Below are 17,723 nucleotides of genomic sequence, written 5' to 3' on the forward strand. Positions count from 1 at the left end.
TCGACATCTTCCAGCGGGCCGTTAGCCGCGTACACCCGAACAGCCCAATGTTCACGAACTGGACGGAAGGCGCCGCGACCCCTCGGTCGCGGCGCCCTCCCCTATCGGCCGACGAGGTCGACGGTCTTGCCAGCCTTGCGCGACTCGTCCACCCACTGGTCGATCGCCTGCCCGCAGGCCTGGTCGAGGTGCCGGACCCCGCTCAGGTCCATCCGGACGTGCTCGCGGTCCACGCGGTCGAGTTCGTCCAGCAGCACGGGCAGCCGCAGGAAGGTCGCGTTGCCGCGCAGCGCGACCCCCTCCGGCGTCACCGTGACCTGCAGCCTCGACACGTCCCAGGCCGTCTTGACGACCGCGGCCAGCAGCCCGGCCACGGTGCCGGTCAGGAGGTCGGTCGCCACGATGAGACCGGCGGTCAGGACGAAGACGAAGCTCTCGGCCTTGTCGGTGCGCCACGACGCGACGACCTCGCGCAGGCCCAGCAGCTTCCACCCGGCGTGCACCAGGACCGCCGCGAGCACGGCGACCGGGATGAGCGTCAGCAGTCCCGGCAGCAACACCACGAACAGCAGCAGCCACACACCGTGCAGCACCCTGGACGCCTTCGTCCGGGCCCCGGCGGACACGTTGGCCGCGCTGCGCACGATCACCGCCGTCATCGGCAACGCGCCGAGCAGACCGCAGATCGTGTTGCCCACGCCCTGCGCGACCAGTTCCTTGTTGTACTGCGTGCGCGGGCCGGAGTGCATGCGGTCCACGGCGGCAGCGCTGAACATCGACTCCGCGGAGGCGACGAGGGCGAACACCACCGCGGTTCCGATGATCCCGGTGTTCAGCAACGAGAAGTCGGGCAGGTGCACGTCTGTCGACAACGTGCCGACCGTGATGCGGTCGACCGAGGACGCGAACAACGCCGCGAGCGCGGTGCAGACGACCACGCCGACGAGGATGCCGGGGACCACGCGCATCGGCGTGCGCTGCCAGAGCAGCATGATCAGCACGGTGAGCAGGCCGAGCGCCAAGGCGATCGGCGAGACCAGCAGGTGCTTGAGCTGACCGAAGATCAGCACGAGGCCGATGCCCGCGAGCATGCCCTGCACCACGGCCGGCGAGATCGCGCGGAACCACCGCCCGCACCTCGCTAAGCCCAGTGCCACCTGCAAAAGACCCGCGCCGAGCACGATCACGCCCAGCGCCTGAATCCCGTGCTTGCCGACGGCGTCCGCCACCAGCACCGTCAGCCCGGCGGCCGGTCCGCTCACCTGCATCGTGCTGCCCGGCAGCAGGCCGACGACGATGCCGCCGACCACGCCGGTCACGATGCCGAGTTCGGCCGGCACCCCGGACGCCACCGCCACACCCACGCACAGCGGCAGCGCCACGAGGAACACGACGACCGACGCGCCGAGGTCGGTCCAGTACTTCTTCATCACGTCGGAACCCCTACAGCGGAAGGAAGGCGTGCTCGGCACACGCGGAGACCTCGCCGGTCTCGATGTCGTAGAACCAGCCGTGGACGCGCAACGAACCCGAGGCGACCTTCTCGGCCACGAACGGGTACGCCAGCAGGATCTCCAGCTGGGCGCGCACGTGCTCCTGTCCTTCCGGGCGCATCGCGGGCCCGGACGCCTGGCGCGGTTGCCCGGGACGCAGCCAGCCGCGCATGGCGGGCAGGTGGTCGATGCCGCCGCCGTTCAACGCGCCGACCGCACCGCAGTGCGAGTGGCCGCAGACGACGATCTCGCTGACGCCGAGTTGCAGCACGGCGAACTCGATCGTGGCCATCTCACTGGACGGCGCCGTGAGCGAATAGGGCGGGATCACGTTGCCCGCGGTGCGGAGTTCGAACAACGAACCGGGCTCGGCGCCCGTGATCGCGGCCGTCACGATGCGCGAATCGGCGCACGTGATGAACATCGTGGTGGGTTGCTGCCCCGCGGCGAGCTTGCGGCCGAGTGCGCTGGAACGCGATGCGGCGTGTGCGCGGGCATGCTGAACAAAGCGATGGAAGTCCATGGGAATCCCTCACTGCTGGAGAAAAGGTGTTCGGTTTCGATCGGGGAGAGAGGACCGATCAGTTGCGGAACACCTGCAACGCAGGAGGTGTTCGCCAGACCACCATCGGTTCGGTGCTGGACACGAGAACGAGAACACCGGGAACGGCACGCGGCAGGAACAGCGTGACGAAGGACGGACCGGTCACCCTGGTCGTGCGGTCGACGGACGCGACCAGCAGGCGCAGGCGGCTCGTCTCGCGCTCCTCGCGGGGCGCTTCCTCCTTGGGGACCGAGGTCTTCGACTTCGGCGGCGGCGCGCCGATCGACGGGGTCGACACGGCCGGGGCGAGCACAGCGCACAGGGCGACGACGACAGCAAGAAGAACGCTGCGCATGCTCACACCCCCGACCGATTGATCTACAGCTATCAGTTTCGCCCGAAGTGGACAACCTTCGCGATAAACGAGACTGACTTCGCCCGCATCACACAGCAGTTTCACCCGAAAGGGTTTCTGTTATCACGGAAAGACAGGTATGCGCAGAGTGATCATCGGGCGGTTCGACTATGCCGAAAGAGTGCGCCGGACCGGCGATCCATTGGCCGACAATACATACCGTCACCAAAGACCAAATGAGACTCCGGTGGCGAAGCGCTTCGCTGTCGCACCATGTGGAATGTGGCGATCGCGACACCAATCCGCCAGAGGCTACTCGGCGCGCGACATATTTTCCCGGAAGTTCACCCGGTGGACAGGATTGAACTCGAGAAGTGCGGGACGCGGTGCGAAGACCGGGAAAAGGCGAACGCCCCGCGCGACTCCGTTGTCGCGCGGGGCGTTCATGTTGCTCTCCGCAGGTCGAACGCCGTTGTCAGACCACAGCGAGCGGAAGCTGGTTCGGGATGACGGGCGAAGGCAGGTTCGAGGAACCCGTGAGGAACTTGTCCACGGCGTTCGCCACGGACCGCCCCTCCGCAATCGCCCACACCACCAGGGAAGCGCCGCGGTGGGCGTCCCCGCAGACGAACACGCCGGGCGCGGTCGTCTGCCAGTCGGAGCCGCACGAGATCGTGCCGCGCTGCGTCAGCGAGATGCCGAGGTCGTCCAGGAGCCGCATGTGCTCGACGCCCTCGAAGCCGATCGCCAGCAGCACCATGTCCGCGGGCAGGACCTCGACCTCGTCGGACAGCGGCACGACCGAGCGACGGCCGGACGAGTCCCTCTCGACGCGCACCTGCTGCAGTTCGATGAACCGCACGTGGCCGGCCTCGTCACCCACGAAACGCTTGACCGCCACGGTGAAGCGGCGTTCGCCCGCCTCCTCGTGTGCGGGGTACGTGCGCAGGATGTGCGGCCACACCGGCCACGGCGAGCGGTCGTCGTCGCGCACCGACGGCGGCATCGGGTACTGGTCGAGCTGCGTCACGGACAGCGCGCCCTCGCGGGTCGCGGTGCCGTAGCAGTCGGCGCCCGTGTCGCCGCCACCGATGACGATGACGTGCTTGCCCTCGGCGGAGAACGACGACGGTCCGTCACCCTCGACCGCGCGGTTCGCGGGGACCAGGTGGTCCATCGCGAGGTGCACGCCCTCGAGCTCACGTCCCGGGGTCGTCTTGTCGTCACGGCCGCGCAGCGCGCCCACGGCGAGCACGACCGAGTCGAACTCGGCCCGCAGCTGCTCGACGGTGATGTCGACGCCGACCTCGCAACCGGTGACGAACTTCGTGCCCTCCTTGCGCAGCTGCGACAGCCTGCGGTCGAGGACCTTCTTCTCCATCTTGAACTCGGGGATGCCGTACCGCAGCAGCCCCCCGAGACGGTCGTCGCGTTCGTAGACGACGACCTCGTGGCCCGCGCGGGTCAGCTGCTGCGCGGCGGCGAGTCCGGCGGGACCGGAACCGACGACCGCGACGCGCTTGCCCGAGGACACCGTCGCCTGGGACGGCCGCACGTAGCCGTTCTCCCAGGACATGTCCGCGATGGTCTCCTCGACCCGCTTGATCGCGACGGCACCACCGGCGTCGTTCGAGATCGACAGCACGCAGGCGGCCTCACACGGCGCCGGGCACAACCGGCCCGTGAACTCCGGGAAGTTGTTGGTGGCGTGCAGGCGATCCGAGGCCAGCTCCCAGTCGCCGCGGCGCACCAGGTCGTTCCACTCGGGGATGAGGTTCCCGAGTGGACAGCCCGCCGTTCCGCTGTGGCAGAAGGGAATGCCGCAGTCCATGCACCGCGTCGCCTGCGTGCGCACGGCGGCGTTGCGTTCGGCCGGCTCCTCGTGGAGGTAGACCTCGTTCCAGTCCTGCAAGCGTTCCGGCTTCGGACGCTTCGGCGCGTCGGAGCGGGTGTGCTTCATAAAACCCTGTGGATCAGCCACGAGACGCCTCCATGACAGCCGCGTCAACGTCCCGGCCCTCGGCGCGGGCGAGGCGCATGGCCTCGAGAACGCGCTGGTAGTCGCCGGGCATGACCTTCGTGAACGCACCGGCCCGACGGGTCCAGTCACCGAGCAGCGACGCGGCGACGGCGGAACCGGTCGCGTCGTGGTGCTTGGTGACCGCGTCCTTGAGCCAACGCAGGTCCTCGGCGCTGAGGCGCTGCAGATTCACCATCTCCTGGTTCACCGACAGGGGATCCAGGTCCAGCACGTACGCGATGCCGCCGGACATGCCGGCCGCGACGTTGCGCCCGGTCGGCCCGAGCACCACTGCCCGGCCACCGGTCATGTACTCGAACGCGTGGTCGCCCACGCCCTCGGCCACCAGCAGCGCTCCGGAGTTGCGGACGCAGAAGCGTTCGCCGACCCGGCCGCGCAGGAAGACCTCACCGGAGGTCGCGCCGTAGCCGATCACGTTGCCCGCGATCACCTGCTGCTCGGCGCGGAACGGCGCGTCGTCGTGCGGCCGGACGATGATCCGCCCGCCGGACAGGCCCTTGCCGACGTAGTCGTTCGCGTCGCCGACCATCTCCAGCGTGATGCCGCGCGGCAGGAACGCGCCGAGCGACTGACCGGCCGAACCGGTCAGCTTCACGTGGATCGTGTCGTCCTCGAGGCCCTCGCCGCCGAAACGGCGGGTGACCTCGGCGCCGAGCAGCGTGCCGACCGTGCGGTTGACGTTGCGGACCGGCAGTTCGAGGGTGACCTTGTGCGCGTCCTCCAGCGCCGCCTCGGCGAGCTGGATCAGCGTGCGGTCCAGGGCCTTGTCGAGGCCGTGGTCCTGGTCGCGGATCTTGCGCTTCGCCGTCGGGTACGGGGTCTCCGGCACCTCGAACACGGGGTCCAGGTTCAGGCCCGCGATCTTCCAGTGCTCGATCGCGTCGTCCTTGTCGAGCAGCTCCGCGTGGCCGACGGCCTCGTCGATCGTGCGGAAACCGAGCTCGGCCAGGATCTCGCGGGCCTCCTGCGCGATGAACTCGAAGAAGTTCACGACGTGGTCGGCCTGACCGGTGTAGCGGGCGCGCAGGTCGGGGTTCTGCGTGGCGACGCCGACCGGGCACGTGTCCAGGTGGCAGACGCGCATCATCACGCAGCCCGCGACGATCAGCGGTGCCGTGGCGAAGCCGAACTCCTCGGCGCCGAGCAGCGCGGCGACCACCACGTCACGGCCGGTGCGCATCGCGCCGTCGACCTGCACGGTGATGCGGTCGCGCAAACCGTTGAGCAGCAACGTCTGCTGGGTCTCGGCGAGGCCGATCTCCCACGGCGTTCCCGCGTGCTTCAACGAGTTCATCGGCGAGGCGCCGGTGCCGCCGTCGTAGCCCGAGATCAGCACGACGTCCGCGTGCGCCTTCGCCACACCGGCGGCGACGGTGCCGACGCCGATGGACGAGACGAGCTTCACGTGAACCCGCGCCTGCTCGTTCGCGTTCTTCAGATCGTGGATGAGTTGCGCCAGGTCCTCGATCGAGTAGATGTCGTGGTGCGGCGGCGGCGAGATGAGACCGACGCCCGGCGTGGAGTGCCGGGTGCGCGCGACCCACGGGTAGACCTTGAAGCCGGGCAGCTGACCGCCCTCGCCGGGCTTGGCACCCTGCGCCATCTTGATCTGGATGTCCGTGGAGTTCACGAGGTACTCGCTCGTGACGCCGAACCGTCCACTCGCGACCTGCTTGACCGCCGAGCGGCGCTCCGGGTCGTACAGGCGCTCGCGGTCCTCGCCGCCCTCACCGCTGTTCGACCGGCCGCCGAGGCGGTTCATCGCGATGGCAAGGGTTTCGTGCGCCTCGGCCGAGATCGAGCCGTAGGACATGGCGCCGGTGTTGAAGCGCTTGACGATCGAGCTGACGGGCTCGACCTCGTCGATCGGGATGGGCGTGCGGCCCTCGTTGCGGAACTTGAAGAGCCCGCGCAACGTGCCGCCCTGCCGCGAGATGCGCTCGACCTCCGCCGTGTACTGGCGGAAGACCTCTTCCTTGCGCGTCTTCGTGGCGTGCTGCAGCAGGAACACCGTCTCCGGCGTGAACAGGTGCAGCTCACCCTCGCGGCGGTACGTGTACTCACCGCCGACCTCGAGCCTTCGGTGCGCGCGGTCGGTCGGGTTGTCCGGGTACGCGCGGCGGTGGCGCAGCGCGACCTCCTCGGCCAGCACGTCCAGGCCGGCGCCGCCGAGCTTGGACTGCGTGCCGGTGAAGTACTCGTCCAGCAGGTCGTTGGACAGGCCGACGGCCTCGAAGATCTGCGCCGCGGTGTAGGCGCCGACGGTCGAGATGCCCATCTTCGACATGATCTTCAGGACGCCCTTGACCAGCGCCTTGACGTAGTTGCGGACCGCCTTGTGCGCCCGCACACCGGAGATCGCGCCCTGGTTGATCAGGTCCTCGATCGTCTCGAACGCGAGGTACGGGTTGACCGCGGCGGCGCCGTAGCTCAGCAGGGCGGCGACGTGGTGGACCTCGCGGCAGTCACCGGACTCGACGACGAGCGCGACGCGCAGGCGTTCCTTGGTGCGCACCAGGTGGTGGTGCACCGAGGAGACCAGCAGCAGCGACGGGATCGGCGCCATGCGGTGGTCCGAGTCGCGGTCGGACAGCACCAGCGTGCGAGCGCCGTTCGCGATGGCCTCCGACGCCTCGCGACGCACGCGCTCGATCGCGGCCGTCAGCGCCTCGCCGCCGCCGTCCACCTCGTACAGTCCGGACAGGACGGTGCAGGCGAAGCCCGGCAGGTCGCCGTCGTCGTTGATGTGGATGAGCTTGGCGAGCTCGTCGTTGTCGATGACCGGGTAGTCGAGCGTCACGTGGCGGCACGACACCGGGCCGGGGTCGAGCAGGTTCTGCTCGGGACCCATCACGCGCTTGACGGACGTGACGATCTCTTCGCGGATCGCGTCCAGCGGCGGGTTCGTGACCTGGGCGAAGTTCTGCACGAAGTAGTCGTAGAGCAGCCGCGAACGCTGGCTGAGCGCCGCGACCGGGGTGTCCGTGCCCATCGACGCCAGCGGCTCCATGCCCATGATCGACATGGGCGTGAGCAGGATCCGCAGCTCCTCCTCGGTGTAGCCGAAGGTGAGCTGGCGGCGCACGACGGACTCGTGGCTCTGCACCACGTGCTCGCGATCCGACAGGTCGGCCAGGTCGAGCAGGCCGGCGTGCAGCCACTCGTCGTAGGGCGACTCCGAGGCGAGCCCCGACTTGAACTCCTCGTCGTCGACGATGCGGCCCTGCTCGGTGTCCACCAGGAACATGCGGCCGGGCTGCAGGCGGCCCTTCGCGACGACCTGGTCGGACGGCACGTCGAGCACACCGGTCTCGGATGCCAGCACGACACGGCCGTCGGCGGTCTGCCACCAGCGGGCAGGCCTGAGGCCGTTGCGGTCGAGGACCGCGCCGACGAGCGTGCCGTCGGTGAACGTGACGCAGGCCGGGCCGTCCCACGGCTCCATCAGGGACGCGTGGAACTGGTAGAACGCGCGGCGCTTCGGGTCCATCGTGGCGTGGTTCTCCCACGCCTCCGGGATCATCATCAGCACCGCGTGCGGAAGGCTGCGGCCACCGAGGTGCAGCAGTTCCAGCACCTCGTCGAACGACGCCGAGTCCGAGCCGTCCGGGTTGCAGATCGGGAACAGCCGGGCGAGGTCGCCCGGGATGAGTTCGCTGTCCAGCAACGCCTCGCGGGCGCGCATGCGGTTGCGGTTGCCGCGGACGGTGTTGATCTCACCGTTGTGCGCGACGAACCGGAACGGGTGCGCGAGCGGCCACGAGGGGAAGGTGTTCGTGGAGAAACGACTGTGCACCAACGCGATCGCCGTGTAGAGGCGCTCGTCGTGCAGGTCGGGGAAGAACGCCGGCAGCTGCGCGGTCGTCAGCATTCCCTTGTAGACGATCGTGCGCGCCGACAGCGACGGGAAGTAGACGCTGCCCTCGTGCTCGACCCTCTTGCGCAGGCAGAAGGCCAGGCGGTCCAGGGCGATCCCGGACTCCTCGCGGGTGCCCTGCACGAAGAGCTGCGCGAAGTGCGGCGCCACCGACATCGCGGTCGGGCCGACGTCGGCGGACTCCGGGTCGGTCGGGACGTCGCGCCAGCCGAGGACGACGAGGCCCTCCTGCTCCGCGATGCGCTCGATCTCCTGCATCGCGGTGGCGCGTTCTTCGGCTTCAAACGGCAGGAACGCGATTCCCGCCGCGTACTGCCCGCGCTCGGGCAGGTCGAACTCCACGACAGCACGCAGGAACTCGTCCGGCAGCTGCAGAAGAATGCCAGCACCGTCGCCCGACGTGGGCTCGGCGCCCGCGGCGCCCCGGTGCTCCAGGTTCGCGAGCGCTGTCAGGGCATCGACGACGATGCCGTGGGAGCGCCTACCCTGGATGTCGGCCACCATGGCGACGCCGCACGCGTCGCGCTCATCAGCCGGGTCGTATAGACCCTGGGGGCCGGGGATGGCGGAGAAGATCACTTCGCAGACCTCCTTCGTCGTCCTCGCTAAAGAACAAAGTCCTCGTGCTCAGACCTCGAACCAACAGGTGGGAGCACGGGACGACGATGGCCCGCGTGTTGACGCGACTTTAACAGCCGCGAAACCCAGGGACACCCGCCAATGGGTGATCTAGGTCATGGATGTGTAACGATTCCCGGCTGCGGAACGACATTGCGTCCAACATCGGCGTTCGTTACAGCCGGGTAAGCGTAACCGAACGTTCAACTCCGGCCAGTCCGATGAGAGTTGCGCGACATTCCCGGTTTGCCACTGGTTGAGCTGGGTAGGCATACGTTTTGGCTGATCAACCGCCTGCCGTCCCAGTTAGCGGACGCTCACCTCGCCGGAACCGGTCGCGCGCCGCACCGTCCATTCGGGCAGATCACCGGTTGTTCCCCACCAAACGAGACCGAGGCCCCGTTCACCCCACGCCGCATGCGGGGAGAGCGGGACCTCGGCATACATGGAGGTCTGAGGTCTCGTGGCCGGAGGTGGGGAAGAGCCGCCTCCGGCCACGGACGTTCTCAGTGAGCCGCGACGGGCTCCTTCTTGTCGTCGTTCTCGCCGGTCGCCTTGGCCAGCAGGTCGTCGACGTCGACGCTGTCCGGGTTGTTGAGGACGTGCGTCAGGCGCTCCTTGTCGAGGCCCTTCTGCCAGGCGGCGACCACGAGCGACCCGACACCGTTGCCGATCACGTTGGTGATGGCGCGGGCCTCGGACATGAAGCGGTCGATGCCGACGATCAGCGCGATGCCGACCGCGGGGATGGCCGAGTGGGCCTCGAAGGCCTGCAGCGAGGCGGCCAGGGTGACGAGGCCGGCGCCGGTGACGCCCGCCGCGCCCTTCGACGCGATCAGCATGAACAGCAGCAGGCCGATCTGGACGCCGATCGACACGTCGTGGCCCGTGGCCTGGGCGATGAAGATCGCGCCCATGGTCAGGTAGATGCAGGTGCCGTCGAGGTTGAACGAGTACCCGGTCGGGATGGTGAGGCCGACGACCGACTTCTGCGCGCCCGCCGCCTCCAGCTTGACCATCATGCGCGGCAGCACCGACTCGGACGACGAGGTGCCGAGCACGATCAGGATCTCGTCCTTGATGTAGCGCAGGAACTTGAAGAGGCTGAAGCCCGCGAACTTCGCCACGAGGCCGAGCACCACGATCACGAACAGGATGCACGTGGCGTAGAAGGAGCCCATCAGCCAGAGCAGCTTGCCCAGGACGCTGCCGCCGAACTTGCCGACGGTGTAGGCGATACCGCCGAAGGCGCCGATCGGGGCGACGTACATGACGATCTTGATGATGCCGAACATGACCTTCGACAGCGTCTCCATGGCGGAGACGACCTTGGCACCGCGCTCACCCATGCCGGCGACCGCGACGGCCACGAGGATGGCGACCACGAGCACCTGGATGAGCTGACCGTCGGTGAAGGCGCTGACGAACGATTTCGGCACCAGGCTCAGGATGAAGCCGGTGACACCGGTCTCCGCGGTCGACGCGGACTTCAGCGTCGCGTCGGCCTGGCTCGCGTTGAGCGTGATGTCGCCGCCGTGGTGACCCGGCTGGACGAGGTTCACGACGATGAGGCCGATGGCGAGCGCCACCGTGGTCATCGCGGTGAAGTAGAGGATCGTGCGGAGTGCGAGGCCGCCCGCCTTGGCGAGGTTCCCGAGGCCCGCGATGCCGACGATGATCGTCGCGAAGATGGTCGGCGCGATGACGACCTTCACGAGGTTCACGAACAGGTCGGCGAGCCACTTCATCTCGGACGCCTGTTTGGGGAACAGGAAGCCGACGGCAGCGCCCAGAACGATGGAGACGAGCACCCAGAAGTAGAGGTGCTTGTAGATCGGTTTGCGCCCTGTGGTCGTGGTGGCCACTGTTCCTCCTTGAACTACGCGTTGGGGAGAGAGTGAGCCGCGCCACCTGGCCCGACAACCCGGCGTGAGGAAACTTCAGACAGCCCTGACGTAACAGCTAGGCTTCGCTGGTGTCGCTCAGCCGTCGCACGCTTCTGGTAGGGGCCGGTCTGGCTCTCGCGGGATGCACCCCGCGCAGGGTCGAGGCCCCCGCTGAGCTGGTGCTCGCGACCGGTCCGGAAGGCGCCGTGTTCCGCGAGGTGGGAGGGGCGCTGGCGGCCGCGCTGGCCGAACAACTGCCCGGCACCAAGGTCACCGCGATCCCCACGGCTGCATCGGTTGAGAACCTCCAGCTGCTGCGGTCGGGTGAAGCCCAGCTCGCGCTGTCCTCTTTGGACCCCATCGACGACCCGCAGAGCGTCCGCGCGGTCGGCCGGCTCTACGACAGCTTCATGCAGATCGCGGTCCCGGCGGCGTCCCCGATCCACACCTTCGGTGATCTCAGGGGCAAGCGGATCTCCTTGGGGCCCATCGGTTCAGGCACGGAGTTCACCGCCGAGCGGATGCTGGAGTTCTTCGGTCTGTCCGCAAAGGACGAACGCATGGCGCACGCCGAGGCGTCCCGCCGGGTCGCGGAGGGCTCGCTGGACGCGATGCTGGCGCTGACCGGCATCCCGACGCCCGCGATCACCGACCTGCAGGGCAACGTGCGGCTGGTCAACATCCCGGACGAGGCGATCAGGCTCGCCGAGAAGTACAAGGGCCCGTACATCCCGGCGACGATCCCCAGCACCACCTACGAGGACGTGCCGGCGAACCAGACGTTCGCGGTGCCGAACCTGCTGCTGGCGCGCGAGTCGCTGAGCGCGGACGTCGTGGAGGTCGTCACGCGCACAGTGTTCACCGAGACCGCCCGGATCGTGGAGGGGCACCCGGAGGCGTCGCGCATCAACGTTCGCACCGGTATCGCGACCGGCCTCGTGCCGCTGCACGACGGCGCTATGCGCTGGTTCCGTTCCGTGAAGCGCTGAGGGCGACCTTCACGTCCAGGCCGGGCTCGGCGTCGTGCAGGGTGAGAGTGCCGCCGGCCGACTCGATCAGCTCGGCGCAGATCGCGAGTCCCATGCCGGTGCCCGCGATGTTCTGGTGCTTGGTGGCGCGCCAGAACCGTTGCAGCGCGAGCTCGCGTTCCTCGGGGCTCAGGCCGTCGCCGTTGTCGACGACGTGCAGCTCGCCGTCCTTGCCGGTGATCGCGACCTCGGTGGCGTTGGCGAGCCGGATGGCGTTGCTGACGAGCTCGTCGAGCACGCTGCCGAGGCCACCGGGCGGTTCCTGCATCGTCAGGCCCGCCGGCACGTCGACCTTCAGCGTGACACCGGACTTGGTGGCGAGCGCCTGCCAGGCCGCCCGGTGCGTCGCGAGCAGCTGGTCGATCTCGACGGGCTCGGTCTGCCGCGCGCTGTCGAGCCGGGTCGCGGCGAGCAGGGTGTCGAGCACGCGCCCCATCTCCTCGGCCTCCTCGACCGCGATCTGGTGCGCTTCCCTCGCGAGCTCGCCCTCGACGTGCGGTTCCAGGTTGTCCACGGCCAGCCGCAGACTCGCCAGCGGGTTCCGCAGCTGGTGCGACGCGTCCGCGACGAACGCCTTCTGCCTGTTCAGGGCTTTGCCGACGACGTCGACCATGGTGTTGAAACTGCGCGCGAGCCTTCGGAGCTCCTGAGGACCGCCGACCTCGTCCGCCCGGACGTCGAGGTTGCCCGCGGCGACGGCGGCGGTCGCTTCGTCGAGCCGGCCGACCGGCCTGAGCACCCACCGCGACATCGGCCACGCGGCCGCGACCACGGCCAGCATCGGCGCGAGCCCGGCCAGTGCCATCAGGCCCCACTGCCGCAGCACCTCGTGCCGCAGGCCGCGCGTCTGCGAGATGGTGACGACCGCGGCCACGACCTCGCTGTCCCGCCCCACCGGTTCGACGACGACCATCGGCCCGGTGCGCCACGGCCAGCCCGTGTACTCGGGCTCGGGCCGCACGCCACCGTTCAGCGCCGTGTTCAGGGCCTTCGTGACCTCGGGGTCGTTGCTCGGGTCGAACCCCTGCCGGGACGCGAGCAGGATCCGCTTGTCGGCGCTGACGAGCGCGACGGGGATGTCGTAGAGGTTGTCGTAGCGCTGGATCTCCTGGCTGAGGGCTTCCAGCCGGTCCGACTGCAACGCGCTCTCGCCGAGACTCGCGAACCGGCTCGCGTCACCGAGGCGGTCGAGGTACGTCGTCTGCGTCTCGCGCTGCACGACCGCGGACGCGAGAGGGATGCCGAGCGCCGCGACCAGGGCGACGAGCAGCGGAACGGTGATGACGAGCAGTCGGCGGAGCATCGGTGACGATTGTTCCGCAACTGGCTGCGGATTGTCTTCCGGACGCTCGTCACGTGGCGAGCCGGTAGCCGACTCCCCTGACCGTCTCGATCTTGACGTGGCCGCCGAGCTTGTTCCTGAGCGCCGCGATGTGCGTGTCCAGCGTCCGCGACGGCGCCTCCCAGTGCGCCTGCCACACCTGGTCCACGATGAAGTCGCGGCTCACCACCTCACCCTTGCGGGCCGCGAGGAGAGCGAGCAGGTCGAACTCCTTGCGGGTCAACGACAGCGGCTCACCGTCCAAAGTGGCGGCGCGCGTCGAGGCGATGATCCGCAGTGGACCGATCTGGAGCGGCCCCTCGGCCTCGGGTTCCGCGCGGTGCGTGCGCGTCCTCCGGAGAACGGCCTCGATCCGGGCGAGGAGCTCGGACGTGCCGAACGGCTTCACCACGTAGTCGTCGGCCCCCGCGCGCAGGCCGAGCACGCGTTCGCGTTCCTCACCGCGCGCCGTCACCGTGATGACGGCGGTGCCCGGACGGTGCCGCAACTCGCGCAGCACGTCCAGGCCGTCACCGTCGGGCAGACCGAGGTCGAGCAACACCACGTCAGCGGGTGCGGCACGCAGCGCGTCGGCGGCCGTGGCCACCCGATGCACCTCGTAGCCCGCGTGCCGCAGTGCGGTCAGCAGGCCTCGGGCCACCCGGTCGTCATCCTCGACGACGAGCACGCGCACAGGTTCACTCCGGTTTGACGGACTCCGCCGGGGAGTCCTTCTTGTCCTTCTCGACGGCGTCGTCCACGGTCTCCTCGACGACGCTCTTGTCCTCGGCGCTCTTGTCCTCAGCGCTCTTGTCCTCAGCGCTCTTGTACTCGGCGGCTTCGTCCGCTTCGGCTTCGGTGGGCCCCGCAGCCGGTCGCAAGGCGGCGACGTCCTCCCGTTCACCGCGAGACCTGGCGATGACGAAGTACGCGACCGCGCCGAAGAACACCAGCGCCGACACGAACACGTTCACGCGCGTGCCGAAGATCAGCGTCGCCTCGTCGGTGCGCATGAGCTCGATCCAGAACCGACCGGCCGTGTAGCCCGCGACGTACAGCGCGAACACCCGCCCGTGGCCGAGCCGGAACTTCCGGTCCGCCCACACGATCAGCAGCGCGACACCGAGGTTCCACAGCAGCTCGTAGAGGAACGTCGGGTGCACGACCTGGATCGGCGTGTGGTCGATGGCGACACCGGCCAGCGCGTCCTCACGCCCCTCGGGCGTGACACGGCGGTAGATCTCCAGCCCCCACGGCAGCGTCGTGTCGCCACCGTAGAGCTCCTGGTTGAAGTAGTTGCCGAGCCGCCCGATGGCCTGCGCCACGACGATGCCGGGCGCGAGCGCGTCGGCCATCGCGGGCAGCGGAATCCCGCGGCGCCGACAACCGATCCACGCACCAACGGCACCGAGCGCGATCGCACCCCAGATGCCGAGGCCACCGTTCCAGATCTCCAGCGCCGCGAGCGGGTTCTTGCCCGGCCCGAAGTACTTCTGGTTGTCGGTGATGACGTGGTACAGCCGACCGCCGACGAGACCGAACGGAACGGCCCACACGGCGATGTCGGTGACCTCGCCCTTGATACCGCCGCGAGCGATCCAGCGACGTTCACCCCACCAGATGGCGACGATGATGCCGGCGATGATGCACAGCGCATAGGCCCTGATGGGGAGCGGACCGAGGTGCCACACACCTTGGTCGGGACTCGGGATCGTGGCCAGAAGGGCGTCCAACACGGCGCCCACCGTACCGGTCGCCTTGTGAGCGCCTCGTGGGGACGCTCGATCGTTACCGAGCCCGAACCCTGTCGGTGCCGATCACTAGAATGGAAATTGGGGGTACCCGGCCAGGCGCGTGTGTGTGGTGGCTGCGCATAGGCGCGTTGAGCACGCATTCTCAGGACGCCGGATCGCGCGCTTGTGGTCCGTCCGTCGGACGACGGCGACGCGGCGGGCGGCCTCGTCGTTCGGACGACGGAGACCAGGGGTAGGCCCTCGGCGTTCGATGACGGAGACCGCAGGGTGAGGTCTCGGCGTTCGGTTGAGGAAACCGGCGTGGGCGTCGTCGTTCGATGACGGAAACCACAGAGTGGTGCCTCGGCGTTCGGTTGAAAAGGACCGGCGTGGGCGGCCGCTTTCGATGACGGAGACCGCGGGATGGGGCCTCAGCGTTCGGCTGAAGGAAACCCGGGGTGAGCGTCGTCGTTCGATGACGGCGACCGCAGAGTGGGGCCTCGGTGTCCAGTTGAAAGAGACCGGGGTGGGCGTCGTCGTTCGGTCGACAGGAGACCGCGGTGGGGCCTTCTCGTTCGGATGACAGCGACCGGGTTGGGGCCTCGGCGTTCGGCCGACGGAGACCGGGGTGGGCAGCCTCGTTCAGCCGACGGTTGCCCTCGGTTCGGGAGGTTCGGGGCGCGATGCCCCCCGGATCGAACGCACCCGAGCCCGGCGGAGGCCATCCCTCACCCCCGCCACCGAACTCGATCGCCGAGCCTGCCGACTCCTGCGCGGGCGCCCGGCGGTTCGTGATCGCCGACCCGAGATACTCGGACCCGGTCTGGGCGGACTCGCGAAAGGTCGGACATGACGGTCCTGGTGGTCGGCGGTGGCATCGGCGGACTGGCTGCGGCGCTCGGGCTCGCGCGGGCCGGGGTGCGGGTCACGGTGCTGGAGGCCGCGTCGGAGTTCGCGGAGATCGGCGCCGGCATCCAGGTCGGGCCCAACGGGTTCCGCATGCTCGACTCGCTCGGCGTGGGGCCTGCTGTGCGTACTCGGGCCGTGCACGTGGACGAGTTGCGGTTGCGGTGTGGGGTGTCCGGGCGGTTGATCGCCGGGTTACCGGTCGACGCCGGCTTCCGGGAGCGGTTCGGCACCTACGCGGTGGTGCATCGCAACGACGTGCTCGCGCCGTTGCTCGATGCCTGTCAGAAGGACGCACGGATCGACCTCCGCGTGAACAGCGGCGTCGAGGCCTACACGCAGGACACCGACGGGGTCACCGCGGTGCTGCGGTCGGGCGAGTTCGTGCGCGGCGAGGCGTTGGTCGGCGCCGACGGGTTGCGGTCGGCGGTGCGGCGGCAACTCGTGGGCGACGGGGATCCGCAGGTGTCCGGGCACACGACCTTTCGCGCGGTCATTCCGTCGCAGGACGTGCCGCGGTCGTTGAAGGAGAACGTCGTCACGCTCTGGGCCGGGCCGCGCTACCACGTCGTCTGGTACGTGATCGCCGGTGGACGGTTCGTGAACCTCGTGGCCACCACGGACAACGGCGCCACGGACCCCATGAGCGGTAAGCCCGTCGAGCACGCCGAGGTGGTGAAGCACTTCACGCCGTTGTGCGAGGACGCGAGGCGGATCATGGAGCTCGCCCATGAATGGCGTGCGTGGGTGCTGTGCGACCGCGAGCCGATCGCGAACTGGCAGGACTCCCGCGTCGTGTTGCTCGGGGACGCCGCCCACCCTGTGCTGCAGTACGCCGCGCAGGGCGCCTGCCAGGCGTTGGAGGACGCCGTGTGCCTCTCGTCCGTCTTCGACTCCCGGGACGTGGCCGGCTCTTTCGCGCGGTACGTGGCACTCCGCTCGGAGCGGGCCGCGCGCGTCCACCACGCTTCACGGTGGATGGGGCGGGAGGTCTACCACTCGGCCGGGGAGGCGGCGCGGGCACGCGACGCGATGTTCGCCTCGTGGAGCGTCGCCGACCTCCACGAACGGCTGGAGTGGCTCTACAACTAGAACTTGATGGTCACCGGGAAAGGTCGCTCGATCGTCAGCACGCCGTCCTCGCTGGTGGCGACCTCGACGTACTCGTCGCCCTGAAGCTCCAGCAACGTGGCTTCGATGACACCAGGCTCAGGGTCGACCATCATGTAGTACTGAATGCCCGCGTTGGCGTAGAGACCGCGCTTCAGACCCACGTCGTTCAGCCGTGTGCTGGGTGAGAACACCTCACCGACAAGCACCACATCGGAAGCGGGGAACATGACGCCCGCTTCCCTCGGCCTGACGATCGTGAAGTCGGGAATCACCAGACGTCCGGTGGCGAGCAGCACGTTCAGCTCAATGGTCGTCTTGAAGTAGGCCGGACATGCGGCGCGAAGTGCGGCTGCGGCGTCGAAGACGACGTCCTGGTGCCGCACCGACCCGAGCGGGCTCACGAGAAGCATCCCGTCGACGAGTTCGATGCGTTGGCTGTTGTCCTCGGGCAACGACAGGACGTCATCGAGCGACCAAGGGCCCACGTGCCTCGGCAACAGGTACTGGTCCGGCGCCGTCTCTGCTGGAGCTGCCACTGGGCATCACCTCCGAAAACCGCCCGGCGAGTACCAGTGTGGCACGCCGGGCGAATAGCTGGCTTGTGCATAGAGCCACGATCGCAGGTCAGACCGACGGCCAAAGGGGGTTTTGACCCCAACCGACCCGGATTCACTCGATCAGGTGTTCGAATCTGCGTCATGCTCTTGGCGTAACGCCAACGACTCCGAACGGAGGCAATCTTCTCCACAACTTCATACCCGCCATCCCGACAACCACTCGATGGCGAGCACGGTGTTCGACCTTCACA

General features: G+C 68.6%; 12 protein-coding genes. 2 read left to right on the forward strand and 10 right to left on the reverse strand.

All coding sequences use genetic code 11. From position 1 onward, the window contains the following. Positions 1–101 precede the first annotated feature (101 nt). The 6 genes from PV646_RS01330 to dctA form a co-directional block, all read right to left on the reverse strand. The gene (locus PV646_RS01330) at positions 102–1,430 is read right to left on the reverse strand and encodes a SulP family inorganic anion transporter (protein ID WP_500339602.1); all 1,329 of its coding nucleotides are present in this window, start codon (positions 1,428–1,430) and stop codon (positions 102–104) included. A 13-nt stretch (positions 1,431–1,443) separates the two neighbouring features. After that, positions 1,444–2,016 carry a carbonic anhydrase gene (locus PV646_RS01335; protein WP_500339603.1) on the reverse strand — a complete coding sequence of 191 codons (573 nt, stop codon included), beginning with the start codon at positions 2,014–2,016 and terminating at the stop codon, positions 1,444–1,446. Between the two features lie 58 nt (positions 2,017–2,074). Beyond that, positions 2,075–2,392, reverse strand: coding sequence for a hypothetical protein (locus tag PV646_RS01340; RefSeq protein WP_500339604.1), 318 nt, complete (start codon positions 2,390–2,392; stop codon positions 2,075–2,077). A 475-nt stretch (positions 2,393–2,867) separates the two neighbouring features. Next, positions 2,868–4,373 carry a glutamate synthase subunit beta gene (locus PV646_RS01345; protein WP_500339605.1) on the reverse strand — a complete coding sequence of 502 codons (1,506 nt, stop codon included), beginning with the start codon at positions 4,371–4,373 and terminating at the stop codon, positions 2,868–2,870. After that, a complete protein-coding gene (gene gltB / locus PV646_RS01350; protein WP_500339606.1) occupies positions 4,366–8,889 on the reverse strand; it encodes a glutamate synthase large subunit in 4,524 nt (1,507 codons plus the stop codon). Before gltB ends, PV646_RS01345 begins: the two co-directional genes overlap by 8 nt. A 545-nt stretch (positions 8,890–9,434) precedes the next feature. Then, positions 9,435–10,793 (reverse strand): C4-dicarboxylate transporter DctA, encoded by a 1,359-nt coding sequence (gene dctA / locus PV646_RS01355; RefSeq protein WP_189158652.1) that lies wholly within the window; start codon positions 10,791–10,793, stop codon positions 9,435–9,437. 110 nt (positions 10,794–10,903) lie between these two features. On the opposite strand from dctA, the gene PV646_RS01360 reads away from it, so the two are divergent. Then, complete coding sequence (locus PV646_RS01360) at positions 10,904–11,803, forward strand: TAXI family TRAP transporter solute-binding subunit (RefSeq protein ID WP_500339607.1); 900 nt, start codon at positions 10,904–10,906, stop codon at positions 11,801–11,803. On the opposite strand, the gene PV646_RS01365 is transcribed toward PV646_RS01360, so the two are convergent. From PV646_RS01365 to lgt, 3 genes are read right to left on the reverse strand one after another with little or no spacing between them, the layout of a single operon-like run. After that, complete coding sequence (locus PV646_RS01365; protein WP_500339608.1) at positions 11,772–13,145, reverse strand: sensor histidine kinase; 1,374 nt, start codon at positions 13,143–13,145, stop codon at positions 11,772–11,774. The two genes, PV646_RS01360 and PV646_RS01365, sit on opposite strands and share 32 nt — an antisense overlap. A 49-nt stretch (positions 13,146–13,194) precedes the next feature. Then, a complete protein-coding gene (locus PV646_RS01370) occupies positions 13,195–13,851 on the reverse strand; it encodes a response regulator transcription factor (RefSeq protein WP_500339609.1) in 657 nt (218 codons plus the stop codon). 10 nt (positions 13,852–13,861) lie between these two features. Next, complete coding sequence (gene lgt, locus PV646_RS01375) at positions 13,862–14,899, reverse strand: prolipoprotein diacylglyceryl transferase (protein ID WP_500339610.1); 1,038 nt, start codon at positions 14,897–14,899, stop codon at positions 13,862–13,864. A gap of 846 nt (positions 14,900–15,745) precedes the next feature. On the opposite strand from lgt, the gene PV646_RS01380 reads away from it, so the two are divergent. After that, on the forward strand, positions 15,746–16,894 hold the full coding sequence (locus tag PV646_RS01380) for an FAD-dependent monooxygenase (RefSeq protein WP_500339611.1): 1,149 nt from the start codon (positions 15,746–15,748) through the stop codon (positions 16,892–16,894). Here the strand turns inward: PV646_RS01380 and PV646_RS01385 are convergent. Then, the gene (locus PV646_RS01385; RefSeq protein ID WP_500339612.1) at positions 16,891–17,451 is read right to left on the reverse strand and encodes a Uma2 family endonuclease; all 561 of its coding nucleotides are present in this window, start codon (positions 17,449–17,451) and stop codon (positions 16,891–16,893) included. The two genes, PV646_RS01380 and PV646_RS01385, sit on opposite strands and share 4 nt — an antisense overlap. Positions 17,452–17,723 lie beyond the last annotated feature (272 nt).

This window comes from Streptomyces sp. ID05-26A, from assembly GCF_033794685.1.
Taxonomy (GTDB): Bacteria; Actinomycetota; Actinomycetes; order Mycobacteriales; family Pseudonocardiaceae; genus Lentzea.